General features: G+C 43.3%; 25 protein-coding genes and 1 rRNA gene. 13 read left to right on the top strand and 13 right to left on the bottom strand.

Annotated elements, in window-relative coordinates; genetic code table 11:
- Window positions 1-41: 41 nt before the first annotated feature.
- Window positions 42-749, bottom strand: a complete 708-nt coding sequence (locus tag NF859_RS07255; RefSeq protein WP_252743647.1) for a nucleotidyltransferase domain-containing protein — start codon at window positions 747-749, stop codon at window positions 42-44.
- Window positions 750-833: 84 nt separating this feature from the next.
- On the opposite strand from NF859_RS07255, the gene NF859_RS07250 reads away from it, so the two are divergent.
- Window positions 834-1,253: a hypothetical protein gene (locus NF859_RS07250; protein ID WP_252743646.1), complete on the top strand. Its 420-nt coding sequence runs from the start codon at window positions 834-836 to the stop codon at window positions 1,251-1,253.
- An 81-nt stretch (window positions 1,254-1,334) separates the two neighbouring features.
- Window positions 1,335-1,538, top strand: coding sequence for a winged helix-turn-helix domain-containing protein (locus NF859_RS07245; RefSeq protein WP_252743645.1), 204 nt, complete (start codon window positions 1,335-1,337; stop codon window positions 1,536-1,538).
- On the opposite strand, the gene NF859_RS07240 is transcribed toward NF859_RS07245, so the two are convergent.
- The 7 genes from NF859_RS07240 to minD all read right to left on the bottom strand — a co-directional run bounded on the left by NF859_RS07240 (window position 1,525) and on the right by minD (window position 9,275).
- Entirely contained in the window at window positions 1,525-2,718 is a 1,194-nt protein-coding gene (locus NF859_RS07240; protein ID WP_252743761.1) for a hypothetical protein, read from the bottom strand. The two genes, NF859_RS07245 and NF859_RS07240, sit on opposite strands and share 14 nt — an antisense overlap.
- Before the next feature lie 99 nt (window positions 2,719-2,817).
- Window positions 2,818-3,843 carry an L-threonylcarbamoyladenylate synthase gene (locus tag NF859_RS07235; protein WP_252743644.1) on the bottom strand — a complete coding sequence of 342 codons (1,026 nt, stop codon included), beginning with the start codon at window positions 3,841-3,843 and terminating at the stop codon, window positions 2,818-2,820.
- Window positions 3,809-4,876 carry a glycosyltransferase family 4 protein gene (locus NF859_RS07230; protein ID WP_252743643.1) on the bottom strand — a complete coding sequence of 356 codons (1,068 nt, stop codon included), beginning with the start codon at window positions 4,874-4,876 and terminating at the stop codon, window positions 3,809-3,811. The genes NF859_RS07235 and NF859_RS07230 overlap by 35 nt, the downstream gene beginning before the upstream one ends.
- A gap of 35 nt (window positions 4,877-4,911) precedes the next feature.
- Entirely contained in the window at window positions 4,912-6,087 is a 1,176-nt protein-coding gene (locus NF859_RS07225; protein ID WP_252743642.1) for a cell wall-binding repeat-containing protein, read from the bottom strand.
- 144 nt (window positions 6,088-6,231) lie between these two features.
- Window positions 6,232-7,674, bottom strand: a complete 1,443-nt coding sequence (gene asnB, locus NF859_RS07220) for an asparagine synthase (glutamine-hydrolyzing) (protein ID WP_252743760.1) — start codon at window positions 7,672-7,674, stop codon at window positions 6,232-6,234.
- A gap of 123 nt (window positions 7,675-7,797) precedes the next feature.
- Window positions 7,798-8,541, bottom strand: a complete 744-nt coding sequence (locus NF859_RS07215) for an ATP/GTP-binding protein (protein WP_252743759.1) — start codon at window positions 8,539-8,541, stop codon at window positions 7,798-7,800.
- Window positions 8,538-9,275, bottom strand: a complete 738-nt coding sequence (gene minD / locus NF859_RS07210) for a cell division ATPase MinD (RefSeq protein ID WP_252743641.1) — start codon at window positions 9,273-9,275, stop codon at window positions 8,538-8,540. Before minD ends, NF859_RS07215 begins: the two co-directional genes overlap by 4 nt.
- 90 nt (window positions 9,276-9,365) lie before the next feature.
- Between minD and NF859_RS07205 the strand changes: the two genes are divergently transcribed.
- Window positions 9,366-11,174: a PINc/VapC family ATPase gene (locus NF859_RS07205; RefSeq protein WP_252743758.1), complete on the top strand. Its 1,809-nt coding sequence runs from the start codon at window positions 9,366-9,368 to the stop codon at window positions 11,172-11,174.
- Window positions 11,175-11,277: 103 nt separating this feature from the next.
- Window positions 11,278-11,835: a Maf-like protein gene (locus NF859_RS07200; protein WP_252743640.1), complete on the top strand. Its 558-nt coding sequence runs from the start codon at window positions 11,278-11,280 to the stop codon at window positions 11,833-11,835.
- On the opposite strand, the gene NF859_RS07195 is transcribed toward NF859_RS07200, so the two are convergent.
- Window positions 11,830-12,477 (bottom strand): PHP domain-containing protein, encoded by a 648-nt coding sequence (locus NF859_RS07195; RefSeq protein ID WP_252743757.1) that lies wholly within the window; start codon window positions 12,475-12,477, stop codon window positions 11,830-11,832. The two genes, NF859_RS07200 and NF859_RS07195, sit on opposite strands and share 6 nt — an antisense overlap.
- Window positions 12,478-12,617: 140 nt before the next feature.
- On the opposite strand from NF859_RS07195, the gene NF859_RS07190 reads away from it, so the two are divergent.
- Genes NF859_RS07190 through mce form a run of 3 tightly spaced genes read left to right on the top strand, consistent with a single transcriptional unit; the run spans window position 12,618 to window position 14,453 of the window.
- Window positions 12,618-13,052 carry a cobalamin B12-binding domain-containing protein gene (locus NF859_RS07190; protein ID WP_252743756.1) on the top strand — a complete coding sequence of 145 codons (435 nt, stop codon included), beginning with the start codon at window positions 12,618-12,620 and terminating at the stop codon, window positions 13,050-13,052.
- 43 nt (window positions 13,053-13,095) lie between these two features.
- A complete protein-coding gene (gene meaB / locus NF859_RS07185) occupies window positions 13,096-14,055 on the top strand; it encodes a methylmalonyl Co-A mutase-associated GTPase MeaB (RefSeq protein ID WP_252743755.1) in 960 nt (319 codons plus the stop codon).
- Window positions 14,052-14,453: a methylmalonyl-CoA epimerase gene (gene mce / locus NF859_RS07180; protein ID WP_252743639.1), complete on the top strand. Its 402-nt coding sequence runs from the start codon at window positions 14,052-14,054 to the stop codon at window positions 14,451-14,453. The genes meaB and mce overlap by 4 nt, the downstream gene beginning before the upstream one ends.
- 97 nt (window positions 14,454-14,550) lie before the next feature.
- Here mce and rrf read toward each other — a convergent pair.
- Window positions 14,551-14,672, bottom strand: a 5S ribosomal RNA gene (gene rrf / locus NF859_RS07175).
- Window positions 14,673-14,726: 54 nt separating this feature from the next.
- Between rrf and NF859_RS07170 the strand changes: the two genes are divergently transcribed.
- The 4 genes from NF859_RS07170 to NF859_RS07155 are packed head-to-tail and all read left to right on the top strand — an operon-like array spanning window position 14,727 to window position 17,498.
- Window positions 14,727-16,229, top strand: a complete 1,503-nt coding sequence (locus NF859_RS07170) for a hypothetical protein (RefSeq protein WP_252743638.1) — start codon at window positions 14,727-14,729, stop codon at window positions 16,227-16,229.
- Between the two features lie 7 nt (window positions 16,230-16,236).
- Complete coding sequence (locus NF859_RS07165) at window positions 16,237-16,605, top strand: ribonuclease P protein component 4 (protein ID WP_252743637.1); 369 nt, start codon at window positions 16,237-16,239, stop codon at window positions 16,603-16,605.
- Window positions 16,602-16,793, top strand: coding sequence for a hypothetical protein (locus tag NF859_RS07160; protein ID WP_252743636.1), 192 nt, complete (start codon window positions 16,602-16,604; stop codon window positions 16,791-16,793). Before NF859_RS07165 ends, NF859_RS07160 begins: the two co-directional genes overlap by 4 nt.
- A gap of 15 nt (window positions 16,794-16,808) precedes the next feature.
- Complete coding sequence (locus NF859_RS07155) at window positions 16,809-17,498, top strand: DUF257 family protein (protein ID WP_252743635.1); 690 nt, start codon at window positions 16,809-16,811, stop codon at window positions 17,496-17,498.
- Here the strand turns inward: NF859_RS07155 and serS are convergent.
- Genes serS through NF859_RS07140 form a run of 3 tightly spaced genes read right to left on the bottom strand, consistent with a single transcriptional unit; the run spans window position 17,495 to window position 20,405 of the window.
- Window positions 17,495-18,862: a serine--tRNA ligase gene (serS, locus tag NF859_RS07150; protein WP_252743634.1), complete on the bottom strand. Its 1,368-nt coding sequence runs from the start codon at window positions 18,860-18,862 to the stop codon at window positions 17,495-17,497. The two genes, NF859_RS07155 and serS, sit on opposite strands and share 4 nt — an antisense overlap.
- Window positions 18,863-18,914: 52 nt before the next feature.
- Window positions 18,915-20,117: a molybdenum cofactor synthesis domain-containing protein gene (locus tag NF859_RS07145; RefSeq protein WP_252743633.1), complete on the bottom strand. Its 1,203-nt coding sequence runs from the start codon at window positions 20,115-20,117 to the stop codon at window positions 18,915-18,917.
- 57 nt (window positions 20,118-20,174) lie between these two features.
- Window positions 20,175-20,405, bottom strand: coding sequence for a hypothetical protein (locus NF859_RS07140; RefSeq protein WP_252743632.1), 231 nt, complete (start codon window positions 20,403-20,405; stop codon window positions 20,175-20,177).
- A 121-nt stretch (window positions 20,406-20,526) separates the two neighbouring features.
- Between NF859_RS07140 and NF859_RS07135 the strand changes: the two genes are divergently transcribed.
- Together NF859_RS07135 and NF859_RS07130 are read left to right on the top strand one after the other, a co-directional pair.
- Window positions 20,527-21,300: a RuvC family protein gene (locus NF859_RS07135; protein ID WP_020953776.1), complete on the top strand. Its 774-nt coding sequence runs from the start codon at window positions 20,527-20,529 to the stop codon at window positions 21,298-21,300.
- Window positions 21,297-23,807, top strand: coding sequence for a CDC48 family AAA ATPase (locus NF859_RS07130; protein ID WP_252743631.1), 2,511 nt, complete (start codon window positions 21,297-21,299; stop codon window positions 23,805-23,807). Before NF859_RS07135 ends, NF859_RS07130 begins: the two co-directional genes overlap by 4 nt.
- The last annotated feature ends 57 nt before the right edge of the window (window positions 23,808-23,864 follow it).

Raw genomic sequence — 23,864 nt, 5'->3', positions numbered from 1 at the left:
ATCAATTGCAGACGCTTTATAAATTTTTCGCCAAGGTGTTTTTAAATTCCACCGCTTTCCCTGACTCTTTTCCTAACGTTCGGATCTCTATCTGATATCCTTTTCAATGCTTCCTCAAAGCTCATCCAGTCGGGAACTTCCTCATTGAGGTAGATTCCGGTTCTCCCAATGGAATCCCTTCTGGTTAGAATCTTAACCCTTTCTTGGACTATATCTATGCTCACTCCAAGAATTTTTGCAACCTCGCTCTCTCTCCCAATGACTTCCCTCTCTATGTGTCCTTTTTCTGTTGGAACTATTAGTATTAGCTTTTTGTTAACTCCCGGCACCCGGAGGTTTGTTTTGAGCCCCCAGAGGTCAACCATACCTCCCCATTTGTAGAATTCGATCTCTCTATCCTTGGGCTCAACAAGGGGAAACGTTATCGTAGTTTCTTCGTCGATTTCAATATGGCCTTTTATTAAGTGCCAAGGTGTAGCCATAACAATTCTCCGCTTTTCAAATGGGATTCCTTCCAAGCTCAGCTCGATTAAGAAGCTGGGAACCTTATAGGGGATCACGATGTCGATATCACTATCTTTCCTGACGTCTCCCCTTGCCACACTCCCGTAAACATGAGGCTCAAATTGCTCCAGTCTCTCCATTATTTTTAGGGCTTTTTCACGCTTTTCTTTTAAGATTCTCCATCGCTTGGGTGAATACACAACTTCCCTCTCGTCCCACACTCTAACGACCTTTTCTCTTGGCATGATATCCTTTTTGTCATTGTTCTTTTTAAATTCGATCGGTAATCTTTAATAGGGCAATGTTTATCTTTAGGAGGAGGTGGAAAAATGCCCGTTGTAGGTGTTAACATAACGAACATTGAAGTTGAAAAGCAGGGGGGAATACTTGGCAAGGTTGAGGTGAATCTCTCTCCAAAAATTGAGGAGGTTAGATTGGGAGAAGTAAAGACTCCTTCTGGGAAAGTAAACGGCATTGAGGTGTTCTTCACTTATCAGATCGGATACAACCCTGAGATTGCGAGGGCGCTAATAAAGGGAGCGGTGTTTTATCTGCCGCCCAAGAAAGAGCAGATAGATGAAATCCTTGATGGTTGGGAAAAAGAAAAGAAAATCCCTCCAGAAATGTTTGCGGAGATAGTGAACTTTGTAACTAATGAAATAACCCCCCTGATAATGGTAATTTCCAAAGAAATGAGAATTCCGTATCCAATTCCTCTTCCAAGAGTAACCATAAGACAGCAGACTTGAAATTGCCTCTATCAAAACTCTTATAAACTCTCTTTTCCCTCCTTTTTTTGGTGGTTGTGATGAGGGGGGATTTACTTTGCTTTGCCAAAATCGGCGCTTCAGGTATTTAATGCCTTAGAAGACAGACCGGTATCCTCTAAGGAGCTTGCAAGAAAAACAAACCTTTCTGAAAGGACTGTTCGCTATGCTCTGAAGATTCTTAAGGAGAAAGAGCTTGTTGAAGAGATATTTTTCTTGAGGGATGCCAGAAGGAGGGGCTATAGAAGGAAAGCTATTCTGGGCTGAATCCTTCTACTTTTTGCAATCCTTTTTTAATTTCTGGATATCTTGTCTCGAAGATGAGCTCTGCCAGTTCTATTGCCTGTGCATAAGCCTCTCTCTTTGCATAGAAGTCCATATGCTCAACAAATTCTAGGTAGTTTCTGCTTCTTTCCTTAGCGGCCAGATAGAGGAGAAGGGCTTTTCTTATTCTGTATCTGTGTTCTAGTGTTGCTTCCACTTCCAGGATGAGGTTCTTGTAAGTCTTTAAGCCTTCCAGAAGCTTATCAAGAGCGAAGAGGGATTGAGCAAGCATTAGCAGGGTGTCTCCAAGCTCCTCCATAAAGCCCTCTTTTCTATATTCTCCTGCGAGCTGATAGAGCATTTTTGTGGTATTTAAACCTATGAGCTTTGTTCTTTGAGAGTTCCCCGCTAATAAATAGGAATACTCAGCGCTAAGAAAAGATTTTGAAGTATAGTAGAGATTTCCATCAGCGTACCATTCCCTTCCCGCTCTCTCGTAGTTTCTTCCCGCGTTCTCCATGAGTTCCATAAAGTGTTCATCATAACCAAAAACGTCTTTAACGATAAAGGCGAGCTTGAAAAAGGTGTCTCCCGCTTTTTGATATTCTTTCTTGGCCACAAATATTTCCGCTCCTTTCCCATAGAGGTCAAGCAAAATACTTGCCATGTCCTCAATACCAGCTGAATCGTGAATTATCTTGTAGTACCTATATGCTGCTTCATAAGACTCAATTGCCTTCTGGATTTTCTTCCTTTTCATTTGAGTGTCGCCCATGGATTTGTACATCACTGCGAATTCCTTTGCGTATTTTTCAAATTTATTTTTCTCACCGAGAATTTCAAATATTCTGAGGGTATTGGAGCAGAATTCGTCAAGAAGTTCTAAATTGGGATCCTCAGCTTCGACTTCTCTTTCCAGAATATCCAAATAATAATACGCACTCTTAAGGAGAAAAGGTCTGGCATCTTTCAAAGCCTGTGGATTGGCACTAAGAATGAGGTCTCCAATGTATCTGTAAATCCGAGCAGCATCTAAAATTCTTTTTTGTTTTTCATACTCTCTCGCAGACTTTATAAGAAGTCTTATACCGGTTTTCAGCTCTCCCTTAGTCACCAAGCTTTTCCCAGCTAGTTCAAGCTCACCTGGACTGGACCTTATTATACCAGTTATCAAAAGGGTCACCTCACCTGGTTTTAGCAATTATCTATTCTACCCCAGTGTATTTAACGCTTTCTCCGATGGACAATAGAACACATTAAAACTCAAAAAATTTTCGAAAAATTAGACCCTTATCACTCTATATCCAGCCGCTTTCTTGAGTCTATTCATAACTGCAAGCCCTAATCCTCTCTCTTCAATCCCTTCAGCTAGTATTATGTCTACTCCAGACTTATCGAGTTCTCTAAGGGCTTTAAATAGATTTCTTGCTATCTCTTCCTCGCTCTCCCCTATGTTGAAATATGCGTCTGCCTCATAGAAATCCCCGGTGGCCATTACACCAACTTTCATCCCCTGAGCTTTGTACTCTTTGACAAGCTCCTTGATCTTCTCTTTAACCCTTTTACGCTCTCCTTCGATGACTATAACCTGAGCCTCTGGGGCGTAGTGTTTGTACTTCATTCCGGGAGCTTTTGCCAGCTTTACCGGTTTCCCTTTTACGGCTGGATGAATCTTTATTTTTCCGATTACCCTCTCTATTTCCTCAAGAGGCAACCCACCAGGTCTTAAGAGCATCGGAGGCTCTGTGGTTAGATCTATTACCGTTGATTCTACCCCTATCTTTGTCTCGCCCCCATCTATTATGCACTCTATCCTTCCATAAAAGTCGTCGGCAACGTGTTCCGCTAGAGTGGGGCTTGGCTTTCCGCTTATATTGGCTGAAGGCGCAGCAATGGGTCTTTTGCTTGTCTTTATCAACGCAAGGGCAATCTCATGAGCGGGCATTCTTATCGCCACAGTCTCTAACCCGCCTGTGGTTGCATAGGGAACTTTGTCCCCTTTGGGGAGCACTATTGTCAACGGCCCCGGCCAGAACTTCTCTGCAAGCATTTTAGCTTTCTCAGGGACTTCTCTTGCGAGCTCATAAACCTGATCAAACTCGGCTATGTGAATTATCAAAGGATTATCCGGAGGTCTCCCCTTTGCCTCGAAGATTCTTTTGACAGCGTTTTCATTTAGAGCATCTGCACCCAATCCATAAACCGTCTCCGTAGGAAACGCAACAAGTTTCCCCTCTCTAATAAACCTAGCAGCTATCTTGATTTTCTCCCAGTCAACGCCTTCTCGCATGTTTATCACTATCGTCATGTCCCTCACCTAAAACTTCCGTGTAAACCCTCTCAACTCTCTCAGCGACTTTTTCCCACGTGTACTTTTCACCGATTCTTCTTCCAATTTTACCCATTTTTAAAGCTTTTTTGTTATCGAGCAAAAGCTCCACCCTTTCTATAAGCTCGTCAAAGTCTTTAAAGAGATACCCATTTTTTCCATCCCTTATGAGCTCCTTTATTCCCCCAACAGCCCTTCCAATTACGGGCACTCCAAGGGAATTAGCTTCAACAATCACAAGCCCAAATCCCTCTCTCAGGGAAGGAACTATTAGCATTTTGCTCTCCGCGAGTATGGTATCAATATCCTCCCTATAACCGAGAAACTTGACGTTAGGAGGGGCCATGGTTTTCAGTTCTTCCATCAGTGGACCATCGCCAACCACTAGGAATTTCTCATCCGGAAAGTATTCTGCAAGGCGTATAAACGTTTTTGGGTCTTTATAGGGGGTTAGTGCCCCGATGAACGTGATGTATCGTTTTACTGCTCTCTTTAGCTTTAGTGCCCTTATTCCGTTTGGGATAACTTTTACCTTTTTTGCTCCAAGAGAGAGGGCTTTCTTTTTCAGGTAGTGGCTTACAGCTATTATAACATCGCTCTTTGCTATGCTATCCTTAACAAAGTACCTCCCCAACGGAAGGTTTGACATAAAGTCAAGGTCGCTTCCATGGGCCGTTACAATTAGAGGGATCCCCAGTTTCTTCTTTGCGAGAACCCCGGCATAGCTAGTTGTTCCAATATAGTGGGCATGGATGAGCTCAAAATTCAGCTTTTTGTGGAGTTTAACTATCTTCAAGAAAGCTAGGAGGGCAAATAGGATTCCTCTCAAACCAAAGATTGGGGGAACTTTAACCTGATAAACTCTCTCTTTCTCAAACTCTCTGGGTTTTATGGGTCCATAAGTGAGAACGTACACTTCATGCCGCTTTCTGAGCTCTTTAACTAAGCTATCAGTATGATTTGCGACCCCTCCTTTGTGAGGGGGATAATGTCCCATAATCAAAATTCTCATGAATAAAAAATGTAGAAGAGAAGTAAAAAGCCTTTCTATGGTCTGCCTCTACCTTTTCCACGTGGTGGATTTACTGGTAGGTACTTCTCCTTTATTTTGCCTTTTCCTTGCATAAAGGCTTCCCTTAACATGTTTTTGGCATCTTCGATGAGCTCTCTAGCAGTGTCGTAATCTCCTGCTTGGATTGCGGCTTTTGCGGCATCTATCTTCTCTTTTATTTGAGTTACATCAATTCCAGCTTTTTCGAGAACTTTTATTTTAACTTCGAGCCTGTGTACTTCCTTTTCGAGCTGGATGTCAACCCTTGCATGAATGACCTTCTGCCACTCCTTGCTGGCCAGCTTAATCACCGCCTCTGCGTGAGCCTTTGCAGCTATTGCTTGTCCATAAGCTTTTCCATAGTTTCCTTCATTGTAGCTCTCGTTTGCGATTTGTATTTTCTTTTCGGCAATTTCAATTAGTCTTTTAGCGGCTGGAACTGGAAGATCATCGAGCATTTCTTTTGCCGTTTCAGTTCTGTTAATAGCCACTTGTATTGCCTCCCATGCCATCTCAGCTGTCACATTTACGTCTTCTTCGGTTACGTTTCCGTCTCTGACTCTCTCCCTAACACGTTCTCTTATTTCTTCGGCAGTTTTGTTATCCATTAAATGGCTCTTGATTATTATTACGCTCTTGGTTTTGAGCAGAGTACCAATTATTTCAGTTGTATTTGTTAGATTGTTATCCACGTATAGGATAAACTTCTTCCCTTCTATGCCTTTAGCTTGTTTTATTGCTCCCAGGTCTCTTCCGTGAGCGATTACTATTTTGACACCTTCAAAAAGCTCTGGATACTCTTCAATAGCTTTTTTAAGTACTTCTAAATTGGTTTCGTACCTGTTTTCACCATACCACCTAACGTATGAGACTCCTAGCTCGCCTAGATCCGTTTCGTAATCTTTTGGCACAGCATCGGGCCCGCCTATGATTATGACTTTATCTGGGGCGTTCTCCATAATCTCTGCCGTGACATTGGGGTCATACACTCCCCAAGTTGTGACTACTACGGTTGCGTTTAATACTTCTGCAAGTTCCTCTGCAAGTGCTGAATCTGCCTCGTTGTCGCTTACGAGAATAACTATTGAAAGACTCTGTGCCTGTGATAGTGGTATTATGCTCGCTAAGAGCAAGGCACCAAACAACAATGCAAACACTTTTTTCGCCACCATGGCTTATCACCTCACTTTATTATAGTGAAAAAATCCTATTTAAGCTTTTTTCATGAAATCGTTTTGTTCTGTCTTTGTTTGTTTATTCAAATGCTACGAAAACTCTTTTTGACTTTGCGAGGGTTAAAAAAAGTTTAAAACCGTTTATGTATGTTCAAAAACCTCATAAAAGACTTTTTCGGCAAATTGAGATAACCTCAGGCCCTCTTTCTTTGCTATCTTTTCGAGAATCTTTTGTGCATTGCTTCCATATTGACAGGCTTTCTTTTCTCTGTATGCAACTTCTTTGGGAAGACCTATTTCAAGGGCTACTTCCCTTAGGATAGCTTTTCTTACCCCATTGTGGATTTTGTACTCTAAAGGTGTTCTTAGCCCGCTTCTGACGACGTTGAGATCTAAGAACGGAAACCTTCCTTCAACGCTGTTCAACATGGCAATTTTGTCATCTCTGGCAAGGTTCCTTTCTCCCATCTCCAAAATATCTTTCTCCATTAGCGAAGGATCTCTAAGGTATTTTGCATACCCTCCAAAAAGTTCATCGGCTCCTTGACCGGTTAAAAGAACTTTGGTGTTGTCTTCACCGGCAAGTTTTGTTGCGAAGTAGATTGGGATTCCTATCGCGAGGTTCATGGGGTTGGGCTCTTCTATGGCAAACATAACTTTTTCAAGAGAGTTTTTTACGTCATCGAGATCAAATACGTACTCCCTAAGCTTCAGGCCAAGTTTCTCACTAACTTTTCTAGCCCACTCTAAGTCTTGACTCCCTTCTGCCCCCGCCGTGTAAAGGATAACATCTGAGTATTTTGAAGCAAGAAGGGCTATTAAAGAACTATCTAGCCCTCCTGAAAACAACACCCCTACCTTTTTTGCACTCCTAATTCTTACTGCATATTCCAGGCTTTTCCTTATGCTTAGCTTTGCCCTTTCATAGGAAAAAGGTTTTCCTTTTAGCTCTGAGAGTGTAAAGAGCTGAACTCGTTCAATGCCCTTCCTAGATATTTTAACGAGCTCTCCTGGATTTACGGGGATTGCTCTTTCTCCTATGCTCCAAAGAACTTTCTTTTCCGAGGCAAAGAAGCCGTTCTGAGAATAATAGAGAGGTCTAATCCCAATTGGGTCTCTAAAAAGATAGATGTTTTCTTTATCGGAAAATGCTACGGCGTAATCTCCGTTTAAGATTCTCATTAAGCTTTTCACGCTCTCAGCTATGGAATTGCCCCTCTCAATTTGAAACTCCAAGAAGCGCAGAATCACTTCCGTATCGACATCACTCTCGAATCCAACCCCCCTTCTCTCCAAAAACTCTCTTATTTGCCTGTGGTTGTATATCTCTCCATTGTGGACTAGGACAAAATTATTGAAAAATGGCTGAGTAAAGCTCTTTGAACCTGTCATGGCTAAACGGCACTGGAGGAGCCCTATACTGCCGTCTGGAATTTCACCAATTTTGGAAAAATCCTCGCTCTTCAACACCCCTTCATCAGTCCACACACCAAAAGAATCCCTACCCCTATGTTTTCCAGATCGCATCATTGCTATAAGCTTGGGTTTTAGATGTTTTCCTATCCCTCCCGCGATGAGACACACTTTTCTCACCAGAATCTCTTGTTTATCTGCCAATAAAAACCTTCCCGGTTTCTTCCTGAAGAAGAATTCATTTTAGGAAAAATTTCTTGAATGAAAGTTCTGTTCTAATTTTTTCTGCTGAACTTATGTTAAATCCCCACAGGTGCAGTAGTGTTCATAAGCCACCGTCTCAAGTTCATCGAATCCGATTCTCGTTTTTGCGGATAGATAGAGCACCCTAACCGGGGGTGAGACTTCGGGTAAAAATTTACATAGCTTGTACGCCAAAAGTCCCTGCATTGAACTGTCAAGCTTTAAACGAGCTGAGAGATATTCAACATCCTCTAGATACCTTTTTATCTTTTCCAAATCTCTGATAAGGTCCACCTTGTTAAGAGCTGGTACGGTTGTTGCACCAAGCCGAAGGTCTATCAAAAGGGCAAAAAACCTAACAAAGCAGTAATCATGAGGTTTTCTTAGTATTGTGGGATCAAATAAGTATACAACAAGCGGAGTTGGGAGGTTTTCCATTAGCTTAACCCCAAAATCATGGAAGAGAAACGTTTCCATCTGGCCTGGGGTATCTATAAGAACGTAGTCGTTTTCTTTTTCCAGCTCTAGTATTTTTTCAACGTATTCGTCGAGATAGTCCATCAAAAAGTCATAGCTTTCCACAATAGCCCCATTGGGCCCGTAACCCTTTTTCATAAGCTCTTCCACGGTTATATGCTCTCTAACATCCACTGTAGGGGTGTAGGGAAGGGTCTTGACTCCCGTATCTAAGTTGATATATGCTACCCTCTTCTCGTTCTCTTCCAAAAACTTCCCAAATTCTCCTGTTAGAGTGGTTTTTCCGCTTCCAGCGGTTCCAACGAATACCACTATCACTCCATCCACCATTGTCTCCCTGATTCCATCCCTACAATCTTCTCCGCAAGTTCAAAAAATGCTTTTGAGGCTTTTGAATCTGGAGCATATACTACTACGGGCATTCCTTCCAGTGCTGCTTCCCTTACTTTTGGATCTTCAGGAATAACTGCCAAGAGAGGAAACTCCATAACCTCTTCGGCGGCTTCTGGGGGTATGTCGTTTTTATGTCCACCGTACCTGTTAAGTATAAACCCCAAAACTTCTCGCCCAGCTTTCTTCAGCACTATCCCTACTTTCATTGTGTCGCTGAGGCTTGCTATCTCCGGATTAGTTACTAGGATAATCTCCTCCCCACTCAGCATGGCACTCATGGCATCTATTTGCAGCCCCGCTGGACAGTCTATAAGGATGTAATCAAAATCCTCCTTTAGCTTGGGGATCACCTTTGGTAGATCTCTAGGATCTGCTTTAGCAACGTGCTCCCAATCCACTGCAGCTGGGACTACGTACACGAGCTCGTACTTCGTGGTATGGACAGCTTTTCTTATGTCTTCCCCTTCAATTAACACATCGTGAATAGTTCTTCCAGCATCGTCTAATCCAAAATGCAGGCTTAGGTTTGCCATAGTCAAATCCGCATCAACCGCGCATACTTTTTTTCCCAACTTTCCTAGAGCAATCGCAAGGTTTGCTGTAATGGTTGTTTTTCCGGTACCTCCTTTTCCAGAAGCTATTGAGATTATTCTCCCCATGTTTATTCCCCACTATAATTCTCCTAAACCTTTATGAACTTTTACCAAAAGGTTATAAGTGGAGAGACCAGCAATGGGAAGGTGAGAAAAATGAGGGTATTTGTTGCAGACACGAGTGTTATAGTCGATGGGAGGCTCACTCAATACCTCAATAGGATTAACGAAAAGGTTAAGGTAATTATTCCTGAGGCCGTCGTTGCTGAGATCGAGCATCAGGCAAATGAGGGCAAGGCTATAGGGCACACTGGATTGGAAGAGTTAAAAAAACTTAGAAAGCTTGCCGATGAAGATAAGATCCTTTTAGAATTCTACGGTGAAAGGCCGGATTTGTGGCAAATTAGAAGGGCAAAGGCTGGGGAAATTGACCACATGATAAGAGAAGTTGCCAGAGAGCTTAACGCAATCCTTATAACCGGTGATCAGGTGCAGAGGGATATTGCCATAGCCAAGGGCATTGAGGTAATCTACTTGGAGAGCAGAAAAGAGGTCAAGCACAGACTTGAGGACTTTTTTGATGAGCACACAATGAGCGTTCACCTTAAAGCCGGAGTAAAGCCATTGGCAAAGAAAGGAAAGCCCGGTCAATGGAGGCTTGTTCCCATAAGGGATGAGGAGCTTACGGATAAGGAGCTTGAGGAGATAGCGGATGACATAGTCGAGAGGGCTAAGAGAGACCCAGAGTCGTTTATAGAGCTTGATGAGCCAGGAGCTACTGTTGTTCAGTTGAGGAACTACCGTATAGTTATAGCAAAGCCTCCGTTTGCCGATAGAATAGAGATTACAGCTGTAAGGCCAATAACCAAATTGAGCATAGAGGACTACGACCTCCCAGAAAAGCTCTTAGAACGTTTAACCGACAAAGCGGAGGGAATACTTATAGCTGGTGCGCCTGGAGAGGGAAAGACAACTTTTGCACAGGCTTTAGCTGAGTACTATGCCTCTATGGGTAAGATAGTTAAGACAATGGAAAAACCCAGAGACCTTCAGGTTAGTGAAAAGATAACCCAGTATACAGCACTTGGGGGAAGAATGGAAAAAACAGGGGATGTTCTATTGCTTGTGAGACCAGATTACACCATATTTGACGAGATGAGAAAGACGAGTGACTTCAAGATCTATGCTGACCTAAGGCTTGCGGGAGTTGGAATGATAGGCGTTGTACACGCTACAAAGCCTATAGATGCCATTCAGAGGTTTATTGGAAGGGTGGAGCTTGGAATGATCCCTCAAATAGTTGATACAGTGATATTCATAAAAGCGGGGAATGTTGATAAAGTTCTGACTCTGGAGTATAAGGTTAAGGTGCCAAGTGGGATGACTGAAGAGGACTTAGCGAGACCGGTTATAGAGGTCAGGGACTTCATGACGGGTGAACTTGAATACGAGATTTACACCTATGGAGAAGAGATAAGCGTTGTTCCAGTAAAGAAAAAAGAGAAGCCGCCGGCAATGAAACTTGCGGAGAAAAAGCTTAAACAGGAGATCAAGAAGTTCCTTCCCGACGTTTACACGGAAGTTGAGCTTGCAAGTCCACACAAGGCTATAATATACGCAGATGAGTTCGACATCCCGGCAATAATAGGGAAGAAGGGCAAGAGAATAAGCGAAATAGAGAAAAAGCTTGGCATAAGTATCGATGTAAGAAGCTTTGACGAAAAGCTCGCGGAAATGCCCAAAGAAAAGATACCTGTGGAGGCAGAAGAAAAGAAAAAGCAAATAGTCCTTAGAGTTTCACCCGATTTTGCTAAGAAACCCCTTAAGTTCTTTGCAGGTGAGCAGTACATATTCACCGCAACGCCTTCAAGAAAGGGGCTTGTAAAGGTTAACAAAAACACACCAATTGGTAAAGAGCTCAAGAGAGTGCTAGATGCGGGAATAGAGCTCTGGGCTTCTCTTTAATTCTCTTTTTGGCTCGGTTGCGAGGGTACTCATCATTACTCAGCTAGCGAAATTGTCCTCATCGCCCGAAATTTTTATATTTTCATCCTTTAAGTGCCTTTTGATGAGGCTAATCTTAGCGTCTCAAAGTCCAAGGAGAAGGGAAATACTTGCAAAGTTCTTTGATGCTTTTGACGTCATCCCGAGCAACGTTAGTGAGGAATCTAAAGCTTTAGACCCGGCAGAGCATGCTGTAGAGGTGGCAAAGAAAAAAGCCCGTGATGTTTACTCCCGATATGGAGGCACGGTAATAGGAGCAGATACCATCGTCGTCTTGGACGGCAAAATCCTTGGAAAGCCAAAGAATAAGGAAGAAGCAAAGGAAATGCTCAGAGCTTTAAGCGGAAGAATACACAAGGTCATAACTGGTTACTGCATTATCCATAAAGAGAGTGAGATTACAGGTTATGTGGTCACAGAGGTTAAGTTTAGGGAGCTCAGCGAAGAAGAGATAGAATGGTACGTCGCTACAGGCGAACCCCTTGACAAGGCAGGTGCCTATGGAATCCAAGGGAAAGGAGGAATTCTGGTGGAAGGGATAAAAGGTGATTACTACAACGTTGTCGGCTTTCCGATGAAAATAATCCTTGAGCTTAGAAAACTTGGATTTAAACTTTCATAAGAGCTCTGAAAAGAGTAAATCCTCCTTTTTGCCTCCGGCTCTTTTGAACGCTTTTAAGCTCCAGCTTATGTTTCCAACATCTCTTGGCTGATGGGCATCGCTTGCGAATGTTAGTTTTACTCCCTTCTGGATGCACAGCTTTATGAAGTCTAACTCCGGCACTCTGTATCGGGAGCTTATCTCAAAAGCCTTCCCATGTTTTTCTGCCAGCTCGACTATCTCTTTATATTCTTCAATCGAAGGATAGCCCACATAGGGAAAGACATTCCCAAAGTGTCCTATTATATCGACATTCTCGTCCTGAAGGGCGAGTTTTATGAGTTCGAGATATTCATCATACCTCCCTGGGTCGAAGTAAAGGTGAACGGAGGCTATTACATAGTCGAGCTTTTTTCTAAAGTCGTCGTTTATATCAACCCCTTCCGGGAGAATATTGGCCTCTATCCCAGCCAGAACAGTTATCTCGCTTTCTTTTTTGGCTTGATCTATAAGGGAAAGGTATGAGTTGAGCAGGTGAGGAGTAAAGAAATGCACGTGATCGCTGATTCCAACAATCTTTAGTCCCTTCCTCTCAGCCTCGGCAATATTGTCCCTTATGTAACCGATTCCATCAGAAAACCTCGTATGGGTGTGGAGGTCCATCATCTTAGCTCCCGTATCTCATCCGCTTAAAAATTTAAAAGCCTTGCACTTTTTTGGATAAAATATCCAATGTAAACCCCAACCTTTAGGTTTGACAACCTTTAAATACTATTTTACTCTAATGAAAGTCGGTGGTGAATATGGTCGAGCGTTCGAAGGTTAGGGTTCTAATAGCAAAGCCGGGACTGGATGGTCACGATAGAGGGGCAAAGGTCATAGCGAGGGCACTTAGGGATGCGGGTTTTGAGGTCATCTATACTGGAATAAGACAAACGCCCGAGCAGATAGTAGAAAGCGTCATACAAGAGGATATAGATGTTCTTGGGTTGAGCATTCTTTCCGGAGCACACATGGTTCTCATCCCAAAGATTCTCAGGCTTCTTGAGGAGAAAGGTATAAAACCGAATGAAGATATACTCGTGCTTGCCGGAGGTATAATACCCCCTGACGATGCTCAAGAGCTTGAAAAAATGGGTGTTGCAAGGGTTTTCGGCCCTGGAAGTTCAATTGAAGAGATCATCAAGTTCATCGATGAGAACGTTCCAAAGCTCAAGAAGTTCAGGGGAGAAAGCTAAGGTTTATATTTTCTTTTTTGGATAATTAATCCAAGTGATAAATATGATAGACGAGCTAATTGAGAGAATGCTTAAAGGAGATAAGAGGGCAACTGCAAGGCTGATAACTTTAGTAGAAAACGATGAAGAAAAAGCAAGGGAAATAGTCAAGAAGATTTACCCATATACCGGAAACGCCTATATCGTTGGAATAACCGGCCCCCCTGGCTCTGGAAAGTCGACTCTAGTTGATAAGCTCATAAAAAAAGCCAGGGAAGAAGGGAAAATAGTGGGAGTTATAGCCATAGACCCTACATCTCCGTTCACTGGAGGGGCTCTTCTTGGAGATAGGATAAGAATGCAAAGGCACTCCACAGACCCGGGCGTATTTATAAGGAGCATGGCAACAAGGGGCTCTCTCGGGGGATTGGCAAAGGCAACCAACGATGCTATAAAAATACTTGATGCCTACGGCTGTGATGTTATTTTTGTAGAAACCGTTGGTGTGGGGCAGATTGAGGTGGATATTGTAAAAACCGCCGATACGGTAGTTTTGGTCACCGTTCCAGGCTTAGGAGATGACATTCAAGCCATAAAAGCGGGGCTTATGGAGATAGCGGATATCTTTGTGGTCAACAAAGCTGATAAAGAAGGCGCGGAGGCTACAATATTCGAACTTGAGCTGATGCTCGATCTTGAAAAGGAGAAATGGGAGAAAAGGGGCTGGAGGCCGCCAATAGTTTCCACCGTTGCTTTTACCAATAAAGGGATCGATCAGCTTTGGGAAGCCATCAACAAACACAGGGACTTTTTGTTGGAGAGTGGGGAAATCGAAAAGAAAAGAAAATTCAGAGTGGAAGAAGAGATCAAAGCAATCGTTTCGAGCACTATCGCAAGGAAAATTGGGGAAATGATGGGGGATAATGAGATATCTCAGCTCATAGAGAAGATTGCCAACAGAGAGATTGATCCTTATTCTGCTGCTGATCTTGTTTTAGAGAAAGCCTTGGGGGTGAAAGTATGATAAAGAAAGTTGACCATATTGGAATTGCCGTTAGGAACCTTGAGGAAGCTATTAAGATTTGGGAAAATCTCGGGTTAAAGGTTGAGGAGATTGAGGAAGTTCCGGATCAAAAAGTTAGGACTGCTATTTTCCACGCCGGTGAAACGAGGATTGAGCTCTTAGAGGCAACTGCAGAAGACTCACCAATAGCGAAGTTTATCGAAAAGAGAGGAGAAGGCATACACCACATTGCTCTCGGCGTTGACAACATTGAGGAGCACCTAGAGAAGCTCAAAGAAAAGGGGTTCAGACTCATTGATGAAAAGCCTAGAATAGGAGCAGGTGGGGCTAAAATAGCTTTTATACACCCGAAGAGTGTTGGTGGAGTTCTCCTTGAGCTTTGTGAAAGAGAAGAGTGACTTCTTTTTAATTTTTACAATTTTTCCAAAGAGCAATACCGTAATTTATAATTTGTTTCATCTGTTCTTGAGAACTCTCAGAAAAAGTTTGTTGAGTGGCCGGCGGCGTCCCCGGTTTCCCGCCCCCTCTCGGAGGGCAGTACACCCGGGATCGCTGGCGGGCTTAACTTCCGGGGTCGAAACGAGTCCGGGTGTGACCCCGCCGCTATGACCGCCGTACCGATACTAACTCTCAGCACAGGCTTTATAAAGTTTACGGTTGAATTTCCTCTGATGATCTACGCATTGCTTAGAAGTGTTGAGAGATTGACAATAAGCCCATCAAAAAGGGCTAGGGACTTTCAGAGGGTTATTCAATCCTATAAAAATGGGGAGCCTATAGAGGTAGAGGGGTTCTTGATCCTAAGACCGCCTCCAAATGTGCCGAAAGATGGAGTGTACTATCTTCTCTCCCCTCTCTCCCCAAGTGAGCTCTCAAAGAGCGATATTAGACCTTACGTGGCTATAAAGATAACCGAAAAGAGCAGGATAAATGCAGAACTGAAGAGTGGGGAGTACGTTAAAATTGAAGGAACTATGGATGCGTATCCCTTCGGAAACATGCGCCTTATACATGTTACTTCTCTGGAAAAAGCCAGTGTTGAGAATTACTGGCTTCAGTATAAGGAGCTTGCCCTTAAAAAGGAAGAGCTGGAGAATCTCATAGAGGGGACAATCAATGCCAATTACGAGCTCAGGCAGGCTATTCTTTATTCTCTCTTTGCCTCTCCTTCGGTAGTTGGTAGTGGAAGATTCTGGGGAGAGGGCGTGACGTTTTCTGCCCTTAAAAATGACCTCAAAATTGTAAAATCTCTTTGGGAAGCCTCGAGATATTTGATCAACCTTTTTCCTGAAGAGCTTATCTTGAAAAAAGGAAAAGCAAAATCCTTTGTAGATGATAATCTTGATCTTGACCTTCCATTCTTCTTTGAAGGGGGCAGGTACTACTCGCCCTCGACCAAAAGTCTCCTCAAAAAAGAAGTTCCAGTTGCAGAGTGGGCTAGAGGATATTTTGAGAAAAAGCAAGCAGTATTTCTGACCCCAAAAGTGTACAAACGGATTTCTCCAGAGGATCCTTTGGCCTATACTTCCGAAACGCCTTTTATTGTAAATGAACCCATAGGATGGGAGAAAAACCGGGAGCTGGAGCAACTTATGCCCAATCTCCTAGCCACAATATTTCTGGAAAAAGAAAAAATACCCTCGCTTAACCCTTCCGATAAAATGATAGAGAAGTTTAGAGAAAGATTTGAAAGATGGGTCTTTAGAAATGCCCGCGAATACGGAGAAAAATTCGACGCTTTAAGGCTTAAGGGGATGATATTCGAAACAAACACGAGGTACCTCCTAAGCCTCCGCCTCCTCGGCTCAATGGCACGATTTGAGGGCGAGATAAACACCCACATCATAAGCGACGTTATAAATATGAACCAAGAGATAGTGGATATGTGGATAAACGAAATCTCAGAAAGAGACATGTTGAAGGTGTTGGAGATTTATGAGAAATACATCGAGCGGGACTTTAGAAACAAACGTTTGGTAATGGCTTTGAGGGTCTTTATGGATTTGGAGGCTACTTCAATAGATGGCTCTGTTAGCAGGGAGGAGTTTTACAAGGCACTGGTGGAGTATGGATTCAAGCCTTCCTATGCAGAGGAGGTCATAGAACGCCTTATTGCTGATGGCTACCTTTATGAGCTGTTCATAGGTAGGTTAAAGATGATAAAGCCGGAGTAGTGAGAAGATGTCAAAAAAGTTCATAAAGCGCAGGGAACAGAGGGAAAAGAAAAGGATAGCCCTCGAAAGAATAGATATTCTTTTTAGCCTAGCTGAGAGAGTCTTTCCCTATGACAAAGAACTGGCAAATCGCTATGTTGAGATAGCCTTGGCAGTGCAACAAAAGGCCAAGGTTAGAATGCCGAGGAAATGGAAAAGGAGGTACTGCAAGAGGTGTCATTCCTTTCTTGTTCCCGGCGTTAATGCTCGGGTTAGGTTGAGACAGAAAAGAATGCCTCACGTCGTTATAAAATGCTTGGAATGTGGGCATATAATGAGGTACCCGTATTTGAGAGAGAAGAAAGAACGGAGGAAAAAGAAAGATGCCAATGCATGACACTGATGCCTTTCCCATTCTTCACTCATTATCTCTTCGGATTTTTAAAGAAACCTCTTCAAGCTCCTCTTACAGTTTCAAAACTTGGCTTTAATAATTCAAAAGCCGTTTACTTCTTACCTAACTTCTCTAATGGAAAACTTTCGGAAGAAATAGCAACGTTTTTTAATGTTCTTGCTGAGTTATAACGAAGGTGATGGAAGATGCAGCACCCTGTTGTTAATATTTGGGAGAAAACGAAGTTTGGTGAGACTGTGCTCCTTGAGTACAACAGCATAGGTTTCCCTTCGTTTGGGCTCTATAGCTTGGTTAGCTGGGCCAAGAAAAATGGGTATATGGTAGTGGTCACGGATATTTTGGACACGCTAAAGATTTATATGGAGCATGCTAGGCTTAGTGGCCTTGATGTGAATGTTTTTCATGATATCAAAGTTATCAAGCTCGGGGGCAGGCTTGAGGTCGGTAACGTCCTTAGGAGAATTCCCATAAGTGAGGAAAGCGTTATAGAAAAGGAAATTGCAAAACTCTTAGAAAGTCTGTTTTCGGAGGGAAACGTTGTTAATATTGTTGTCGGTGTGGGAAAGCTCTTTGCACTGTACTCAAGCTCCGTGAGGGATACCCTAAGCTTGGTTAATTTTATGCTAAGCTTTGTTGGTGATGAGAGAAGAAAGACATTCTACTTCTTGAACTTGGACATGATTGAAAAGGCTGAACCGATGATACTTCCGATGTTTGAAGAGTTTGCTACAACTGTGGTAAGAGTGAACAAACGTGGCTCGGTTTTTCAATTTAAGGTTCTCAAAGCCTTGAACCTTGAGCTGGATAGCTTTGAAGGCGAAGTTGATGTAAAAGAGGGAATGAAATTGTTAAAGGAAAGCCAAAGCAGAGATTAACCTTTGCAGCACTTTTCTTTCTTCTCTACCGGCACTATTTCTTTAAACCCTGTGTATGGCCAAAGAACTTTTGGTATCTTTACTGTTCCATCCTCCTCCTGGAAGTTCTCTATTATTGCCACTATCGCCCTTGATGTAGCTATTGCCGTTGAGTTGAGTGTGTGAACGAAGCGCGGCTTTTCGTTTGGCTTGTCCCTAAACCTTATGTTTAATCTCCTCGCTTGCCATTCTGTACAGTTTGAACAGCTTACAACCTCTCTGAACTTTCCTTGTGCACTCATCCACGCTTCAATGTCATACTTCTTTGCCGCAACATAGCCTAAGTCTCCGGTACATATGTTAACAACTCTGTATGGAATCTCAAGGGCTTGAAAGATTTCTTCCGCATTCTGGAGGAGCTTTTCGTGCCATTCCCAGCTTTCTTCTGGCTTTGAATATACGAACTGCTCAACTTTATGGAACTGGTGTACCCTAAAGATTCCCTTAGTGTCTTTTCCAGCTGTTCCTGCCTCTTTCCTGAAACATGGGCTTACCCCAGCGTAGAGGAGAGGTAAATCGTTCCCATCAAGAATCTCGTTTGCGTGAAGACCAGCAAGCGGATGCTCTGAAGTTGGTATTAGGTAGAGGTCTTCTCCCTCTACTTTGTAGATCACGTTTTCAAAGTCATCAAAGCTGGTAACCCCTTCTTCCACGTATCTTCTGACCATGTACGGCGGTATTACAGGGATAAATCCTTTTTCGATGAGCTTGTCGAGGGCAAACCTTATCAATGCAAGGTCAAGGATGACGATTTCGTTTAAGAGGTAGAAGAACCTTGAACCGCTTACCTTTGCGGCCCTTTCAAAGTCCGCCCCTCCAAGTTTAGGTAACAGATCAGCATGAAGGTGTGGCTTCCACTCAATCACTTCATACTCCATCTTTCCTTGGCTCTGCTCTAGAAAGCTCTCTAAGTGACCTTTCCATACCCTTGCCTTGCCCCAGAATTTTATTGGAACATTCTCTGTATCGTCTTTTCCTATGGGGACGCTTTCGTGGGTTATATTGGGAAGGCGCCAGAGATAATAGTCGATTTTTTCTTTGATTTCCCTGTTTTCTCTTTCGATTTCCTCAATTTGTTTTACTATTTCGTTGCTCTTTGCTAAAAGCTCTTCCACAGGCTCTCCTGCCTTTTTTCTTTTTCCTATCTCCACGGCAAGCCTGTTTCTTTCTCTTCTGAGGAGATTAATTTTCTTTAAGTTTTCTCTCCACTTTTCATCGAGTTCAAGAATCTCGTCTATCCATTTGAGCTTTTCTAATTCTCCACGCTTTATTAGGTCACCCTTTACCAGATCCGGGTTTTCACGGATGAGCTTTATATCGAGCATTCCTTTTCACCTACCCTAATAATGAGGAGATCATTTAAAAGTTATTTGGAAATTAAAAGCGGAACAGTATAACATCTACCTCCTCTCCTTCCTCGAGTATCTCAACGTTTTCTGGAATATCAACAAACCCATCTGCTTCTATAAAGCTTGTGACTGCTCCACTGCCTTTCAAGATCGGTTTTGCAATTTCTCCTTCTAGCTTAACCGGTAAAAACTGTCTTCTACCTTTGACGGAAAACACCTTATGGGCCAACTTCTTTTTGATTCTTTGGGTTTCAAACTCTCCGCCTAGGATCTTCCTAATCAGCGGGGCAACGAGAAGGGTGAAGTTCGTTAGACAAGAAGTTGGATACCCCGGAAGTCCAAAAATAGGCTTTCCATCTATAACCCCGATTATTGTTGGTTTGCCAGGCTGTATGGCTATTCCATGCACTTTTATCTCCCCAAGCTCCTCTATTATTGATGCCGTTAAGTCCCTCGTACCTCCGCTTGCTCCGCCAGAGAGGATTACTATGTCATACTTAAGCCCCTCAAGTATTTTCTCTTTCAAGCTCTCCTCATTGTCCCTTGCTATTCCGAGGAAATATGCTTCGCCTCCAAGTTCTCTAACGGCATCACTTACAGCCCTTCCGTTAATATCGTAAATTTTTCCCCGTTTGAGATCTTCTCCGGGTAAGATGACCTCATTCCCCGTGCTGATCACTGCAACTTTGGGTTTTGCAAAGACCTTCACCTTGCTTATCCCTACGGCAGAGAGAAGGGCAGTTTCCTTGAAGCCAAGTTTTGTCCCCTTCTTTAAAAGAAGAGTTCCCTTTGGAATATCTGTCCCCGCTTTCATTACACCCGCTTGGGGATACGTAGGCTTGGTGATTATTACCTCATCTCCCTTTCTCTCTACTATCTCGAACTCTATTACAGCATCGGCTCCTTTTGGTAACACCGCTCCGGTTGAGATGTATGCAGCTTTTCCTTCGCCGAGCTCAATTTGAGGCTCTTCCCCAGCATGAACTTCTCCAATTACCTTAAGAACTACCGGATTGCTCTCACTCGCGTTCCAGGTGTCTTGACTCCTAACCGCGTATCCATCTACCGTTGCCCTATCAAAGGGCGGAACATCTATGGGGGAGCGTATATCTTCCGCAAGAACCCTTCCAAGAGCTTCTTCCAAGGCAACTTCTTCAATTTTCGGCTTGAGCGGTAGGGAGTTAATGATTTTTAGTGCTTCCTCAAGAGGAACAACCTTCAAAAATGCCATTTTATCACCCGGATAAAGAAGGAGAAAAGGATTAATAAAATTGTTGGATGAGATGGTTTACCACTCTTCTTCCTCGTCCCAGTCTTCGTCCCAGTCCTCTTCAAAATCTTCCTCCCAGTCTTCCTCTTCCCATTCTTCTTCATCCCAGTCCTCATCCCAATCTTCTTCCCATTCTTCCTCTTCGAAGAGCTCTTCTTCCTCTTCATAATCCTCGACTTTCTTTTTCTTGGGAGGTTGCATGTTTATCACCTCCGCCCCCTCTAGGGGCATTCTTATCTCTGCAGCCAAGGTTTATAAACTTTATCAAAAAATTTTTCAAGTTTTACAGCTTTGTTTCCAAATTCAAGCAGTTTCCTGCTTTTTTGTGTTTTCCTTAATGTTTTTAATGTCCTCACGTGATTTATCAATCATGAGGGTTGCGGTTGTTACTGAGAATGCGAGGGTTTACTACCTTGCAACAAAGGTCTTACGTGAGTATAAAATCCCTTTTTACAGCCTTAAGCTTACAGATAGAATCCCCTTTGATGTTGAGGTCGTTCTGACGAGCTTGGAGGAGTACGATAAAATCAATTTCCCAGTCAAGATAGCGGTTGTAAATGAGAACTTCATAGACGAACTTCTGGCGAGGCTTGAAGGGAGAAAAAGGTTTAAGAACATATACATTGCCATAGATCCCGGAGAGAGGCCGGGAGTGGCCGTTGTTGCAGACAACCGGGTAATTGAGGTCTATCATCTCAAAAATCCTAAGGACGTTGGCACGATCTTAGAGCTTTTGGAGAAGTATCCCAAGGCAAAGATTAAGATAGGACATGGGGCAAAAAGACATCGAATATTAATGCTTAAAAGCCTTGCTTCAGTGCTTGGTGAGGATTTTCCCATTATCCTCGTGAATGAGAGGGGCACAACCCCAAAGGTTGGTGGGATAGAAATCTCTCAGGTGCAGGATATAGTTGCCTCGATAAACATAGCTTTAAGAGATGGAAGAGAGGTTAAATTGGGAGAGCTTATCCATGCTGGTGAACCTACAAAGGGTGAAATCGAGTACATAAAAACTCGGAGCCGAGAATTGAGTAATGGTAAAATAACAATCTCGTCGAAGCTTGCGAGAGAAGTGGCTAAGGGAAATTTGACCCTGGAAGAAGCGATTGAAATTCATAAAAAGAAAAAGGGTGATAAAAAATGATTTTTGGGAAGGAGGAAACCAAAGAAGAAATAAAATTGAGGGTTGCTGAAGCGTTAAAGCGAGATGTTGGTAGGGGGATAGTTAGGTTTGATAGAAAGTATCAAAAGCAGCTTGGCGTTGAACCTGGAGATATAGTGGAGCTGGAAGGAGAGAGGAAAACCGCAGCAATAGTTGAAAATGCTCATCCCGACGATAGAGGCCTTGACATAATAAGAATGGACGGCTATATTAGGAGAAATGCAGGAGTTAGCATAGGGGATTACGTCACGGTAAGAAAAGCGGAGGTTCAAGAAGCAAAGAGGGTCGTTTTGGCACCGGCACAAAAGGGGGTCTATCTCCAGATTCCAGGTGAGCTCGTTAAAAGAAACCTCCTCGGAAGACCGGTGGTCAAAGGAGACCTAATCGTGGCAAGTGGAAGGGAGACAGAATTCTATACCGGCTCCCCATTTGATGAGCTGTTTAGGGGCTTCTTTGAGAGCCTTCCTTTGGGATTTGGCGAGCTTAAGTTCATCGTTGTGAACACTAATCCAAAAGGGATCGTTCAGATAACCTACAACACCGAAATAGAGGTTCTTCCACAGGCGGTAGAGGTTAAAGAAGAAAAGGTTCCTGAAGTTACCTATGAGGACATTGGAGGCCTTAAAGAAGCCATCCAAAAGATTAGAGAGATGGTAGAGCTTCCTCTTAAGCATCCGGAGCTGTTTGAGAGACTTGGCATTGAGCCGCCTAAGGGTGTTTTGCTTTATGGTCCTCCTGGTACTGGTAAGACTTTGTTGGCTAAGGCTGTTGCCAATGAGGCTAATGCTCACTTCATAGCAATTAACGGTCCAGAAATCATGAGCAAATACTACGGAGAAAGCGAAGAGAGGCTAAGGGAGATCTTTAAGGAGGCGGAAGAAAATGCTCCGAGCATAATCTTCATTGACGAGATTGACGCAATAGCTCCAAAGAGAGAAGAAGTTACAGGTGAAGTTGAGAAGAGAGTTGTTTCTCAGCTTTTAACCTTGATGGACGGCTTGAAGAGCAGAGGCAAGGTAATAGTAATAGCTGCCACTAACAGACCCGATGCTCTAGATCCTGCCCTTAGAAGGCCTGGTAGGTTTGATAGGGAGATTGAGGTTGGCGTTCCAGACAAGCAGGGAAGAAAGGAAATACTCCAAATCCACACAAGAGGAATGCCCCTTGAGCCAGATTATGATAAGAAGAGCGTCTTGAGGGTGTTAAATGAGCTGAAAAGGAAATCCTCCTTCGAGAAGGCAAAGCTCGATGAAATTATTAAGAAAGTTGAGGGAGCAAAGGACGAAAACGAGATTAAGGAGATTTTAAAAGAGGACGGCGAGATATACAAAGAAGTTAGGCATCGTTTGATTGACCTTCTCCTTGAGGAGCTTGCTGAGAAGACTCACGGGTTCGTTGGTGCTGACTTGGCAGCATTAGCGAGAGAAGCCGCAATGGTTGTCCTGAGGAGGCTAATAACAGAAGGGAAGATAAACCCCGAGGAAGAAAGGATCCCACCAGAGGTGCTTCAGGAGCTTAAGGTCACAAAGAATGATTTCTATGAGGCATTGAAGATGATTGAACCTTCGGCTTTAAGGGAAGTCCTCATAGAGGTCCCCAACGTTAGGTGGGAAGATATTGGAGGCCTTGAGAACGTTAAGCAAGAACTGAGGGAAGCAGTGGAGTGGCCTCTCAAGTATCCTAAGGCTTTCCAGAGGCTTGGAATTACTCCACCGAAGGGAATCCTCCTCTATGGTCCTCCGGGAACTGGTAAGACTTTATTAGCTAAAGCCGTCGCTAACGAAAGTGAGGCCAACTTCATTGGCATCAGAGGGCCAGAAGTGCTTAGCAAATGGGTTGGAGAGAGCGAAAAAAGGGTTAGAGAAATTTTTAGAAAGGCAAGACAGGCTGCTCCTACGGTGGTGTTCATTGACGAGATTGACGCAATAGCCCCAATGAGGGGAAGCGACATCAACAGGGTTACTGATAGGCTTATTAACCAGCTGCTCACAGAAATGGACGGGATTGAAGAGAACAGTGGTGTTGTGGTCATTGCTGCTACAAACAGGCCTGATATCCTCGATCCGGCGTTACTTAGGCCGGGAAGATTCGATAGGCTCATCTTAGTTCCAGCTCCGGATGAGAAGGCAAGACTTGAGATTCTCAAGGTTCACACGAGGAGGGTTCCTCTTGCAAGTGATGTTAGCTTGGAGGAGCTAGCAAAGAAAACCGAAGGCTACAGCGGTGCAGATTTAGCTGCATTGGTTAGAGAAGCAGCCTTGATTGCCCTTAGAAGAGCTGTTTCCAGAACTCCTAAGGAGCTAATAGAAGAACAAGCTGAAGAGTTCCTTGAAAAGCTTCGCGTTTCAAAGAGGGACTTTGAAGAGGCGATGAAAAAAGTCAGGCCAAGTATAACAAGGTATATGCTCGATTATTACAAACAATTTGAGGAGAGCAGGAAAGCTACTGGGGGAGGGGAACGTAAGGAGGTTGATTACTTCACCCTTTGATCTTTCATTTTCAGAAAAGATTTTATAGAAAAAAGGCGATTTTTTATGTAGGCAAAA

This window comes from Thermococcus alcaliphilus (assembly GCF_024054535.1).
In the GTDB taxonomy this organism is placed as follows: domain Archaea; phylum Methanobacteriota_B; class Thermococci; order Thermococcales; family Thermococcaceae; genus Thermococcus_A; species Thermococcus_A alcaliphilus.
This window is presented reverse-complemented; position numbering and strand designations above follow the sequence as displayed.

Excerpts from the sequence above, each read along its gene's own strand:
- NF859_RS07200 (WP_252743640.1), top strand. The coding sequence starts at position 11,278 with ATGAGGCTAATCTTAGCGTCTCAAAGTCCAAGGAGAAGGGAAATACTT.
- minD (WP_252743641.1), bottom strand. The coding sequence starts at position 9,275 with ATGGGGAGAATAATCTCAATAGCTTCTGGAAAAGGAGGTACCGGAAAA.
- NF859_RS07225 (WP_252743642.1), bottom strand. The coding sequence starts at position 6,087 with ATGGTGGCGAAAAAAGTGTTTGCATTGTTGTTTGGTGCCTTGCTCTTA.
- NF859_RS07165 (WP_252743637.1), top strand. The coding sequence starts at position 16,237 with ATGTCAAAAAAGTTCATAAAGCGCAGGGAACAGAGGGAAAAGAAAAGG.
- NF859_RS07250 (WP_252743646.1), top strand. The coding sequence starts at position 834 with ATGCCCGTTGTAGGTGTTAACATAACGAACATTGAAGTTGAAAAGCAG.
- NF859_RS07155 (WP_252743635.1), top strand. The coding sequence starts at position 16,809 with ATGCAGCACCCTGTTGTTAATATTTGGGAGAAAACGAAGTTTGGTGAG.
- NF859_RS07160 (WP_252743636.1), top strand. The coding sequence starts at position 16,602 with ATGACACTGATGCCTTTCCCATTCTTCACTCATTATCTCTTCGGATTT.
- NF859_RS07170 (WP_252743638.1), top strand. The coding sequence starts at position 14,727 with ATGATCTACGCATTGCTTAGAAGTGTTGAGAGATTGACAATAAGCCCA.
- meaB (WP_252743755.1), top strand. The coding sequence starts at position 13,096 with ATGATAGACGAGCTAATTGAGAGAATGCTTAAAGGAGATAAGAGGGCA.
- NF859_RS07130 (WP_252743631.1), top strand. The coding sequence starts at position 21,297 with ATGATTTTTGGGAAGGAGGAAACCAAAGAAGAAATAAAATTGAGGGTT.
- NF859_RS07145 (WP_252743633.1), bottom strand. The coding sequence starts at position 20,117 with ATGGCATTTTTGAAGGTTGTTCCTCTTGAGGAAGCACTAAAAATCATT.
- NF859_RS07195 (WP_252743757.1), bottom strand. The coding sequence starts at position 12,477 with ATGGACCTCCACACCCATACGAGGTTTTCTGATGGAATCGGTTACATA.
- NF859_RS07205 (WP_252743758.1), top strand. The coding sequence starts at position 9,366 with ATGAGGGTATTTGTTGCAGACACGAGTGTTATAGTCGATGGGAGGCTC.
- NF859_RS07230 (WP_252743643.1), bottom strand. The coding sequence starts at position 4,876 with ATGAGAATTTTGATTATGGGACATTATCCCCCTCACAAAGGAGGGGTC.
- serS (WP_252743634.1), bottom strand. The coding sequence starts at position 18,862 with ATGCTCGATATAAAGCTCATCCGTGAAAACCCGGATCTGGTAAAGGGT.
- NF859_RS07235 (WP_252743644.1), bottom strand. The coding sequence starts at position 3,843 with ATGACGATAGTGATAAACATGCGAGAAGGCGTTGACTGGGAGAAAATC.
- NF859_RS07135 (WP_020953776.1), top strand. The coding sequence starts at position 20,527 with ATGAGGGTTGCGGTTGTTACTGAGAATGCGAGGGTTTACTACCTTGCA.
- mce (WP_252743639.1), top strand. The coding sequence starts at position 14,052 with ATGATAAAGAAAGTTGACCATATTGGAATTGCCGTTAGGAACCTTGAG.
- NF859_RS07255 (WP_252743647.1), bottom strand. The coding sequence starts at position 749 with ATGCCAAGAGAAAAGGTCGTTAGAGTGTGGGACGAGAGGGAAGTTGTG.
- NF859_RS07190 (WP_252743756.1), top strand. The coding sequence starts at position 12,618 with ATGGTCGAGCGTTCGAAGGTTAGGGTTCTAATAGCAAAGCCGGGACTG.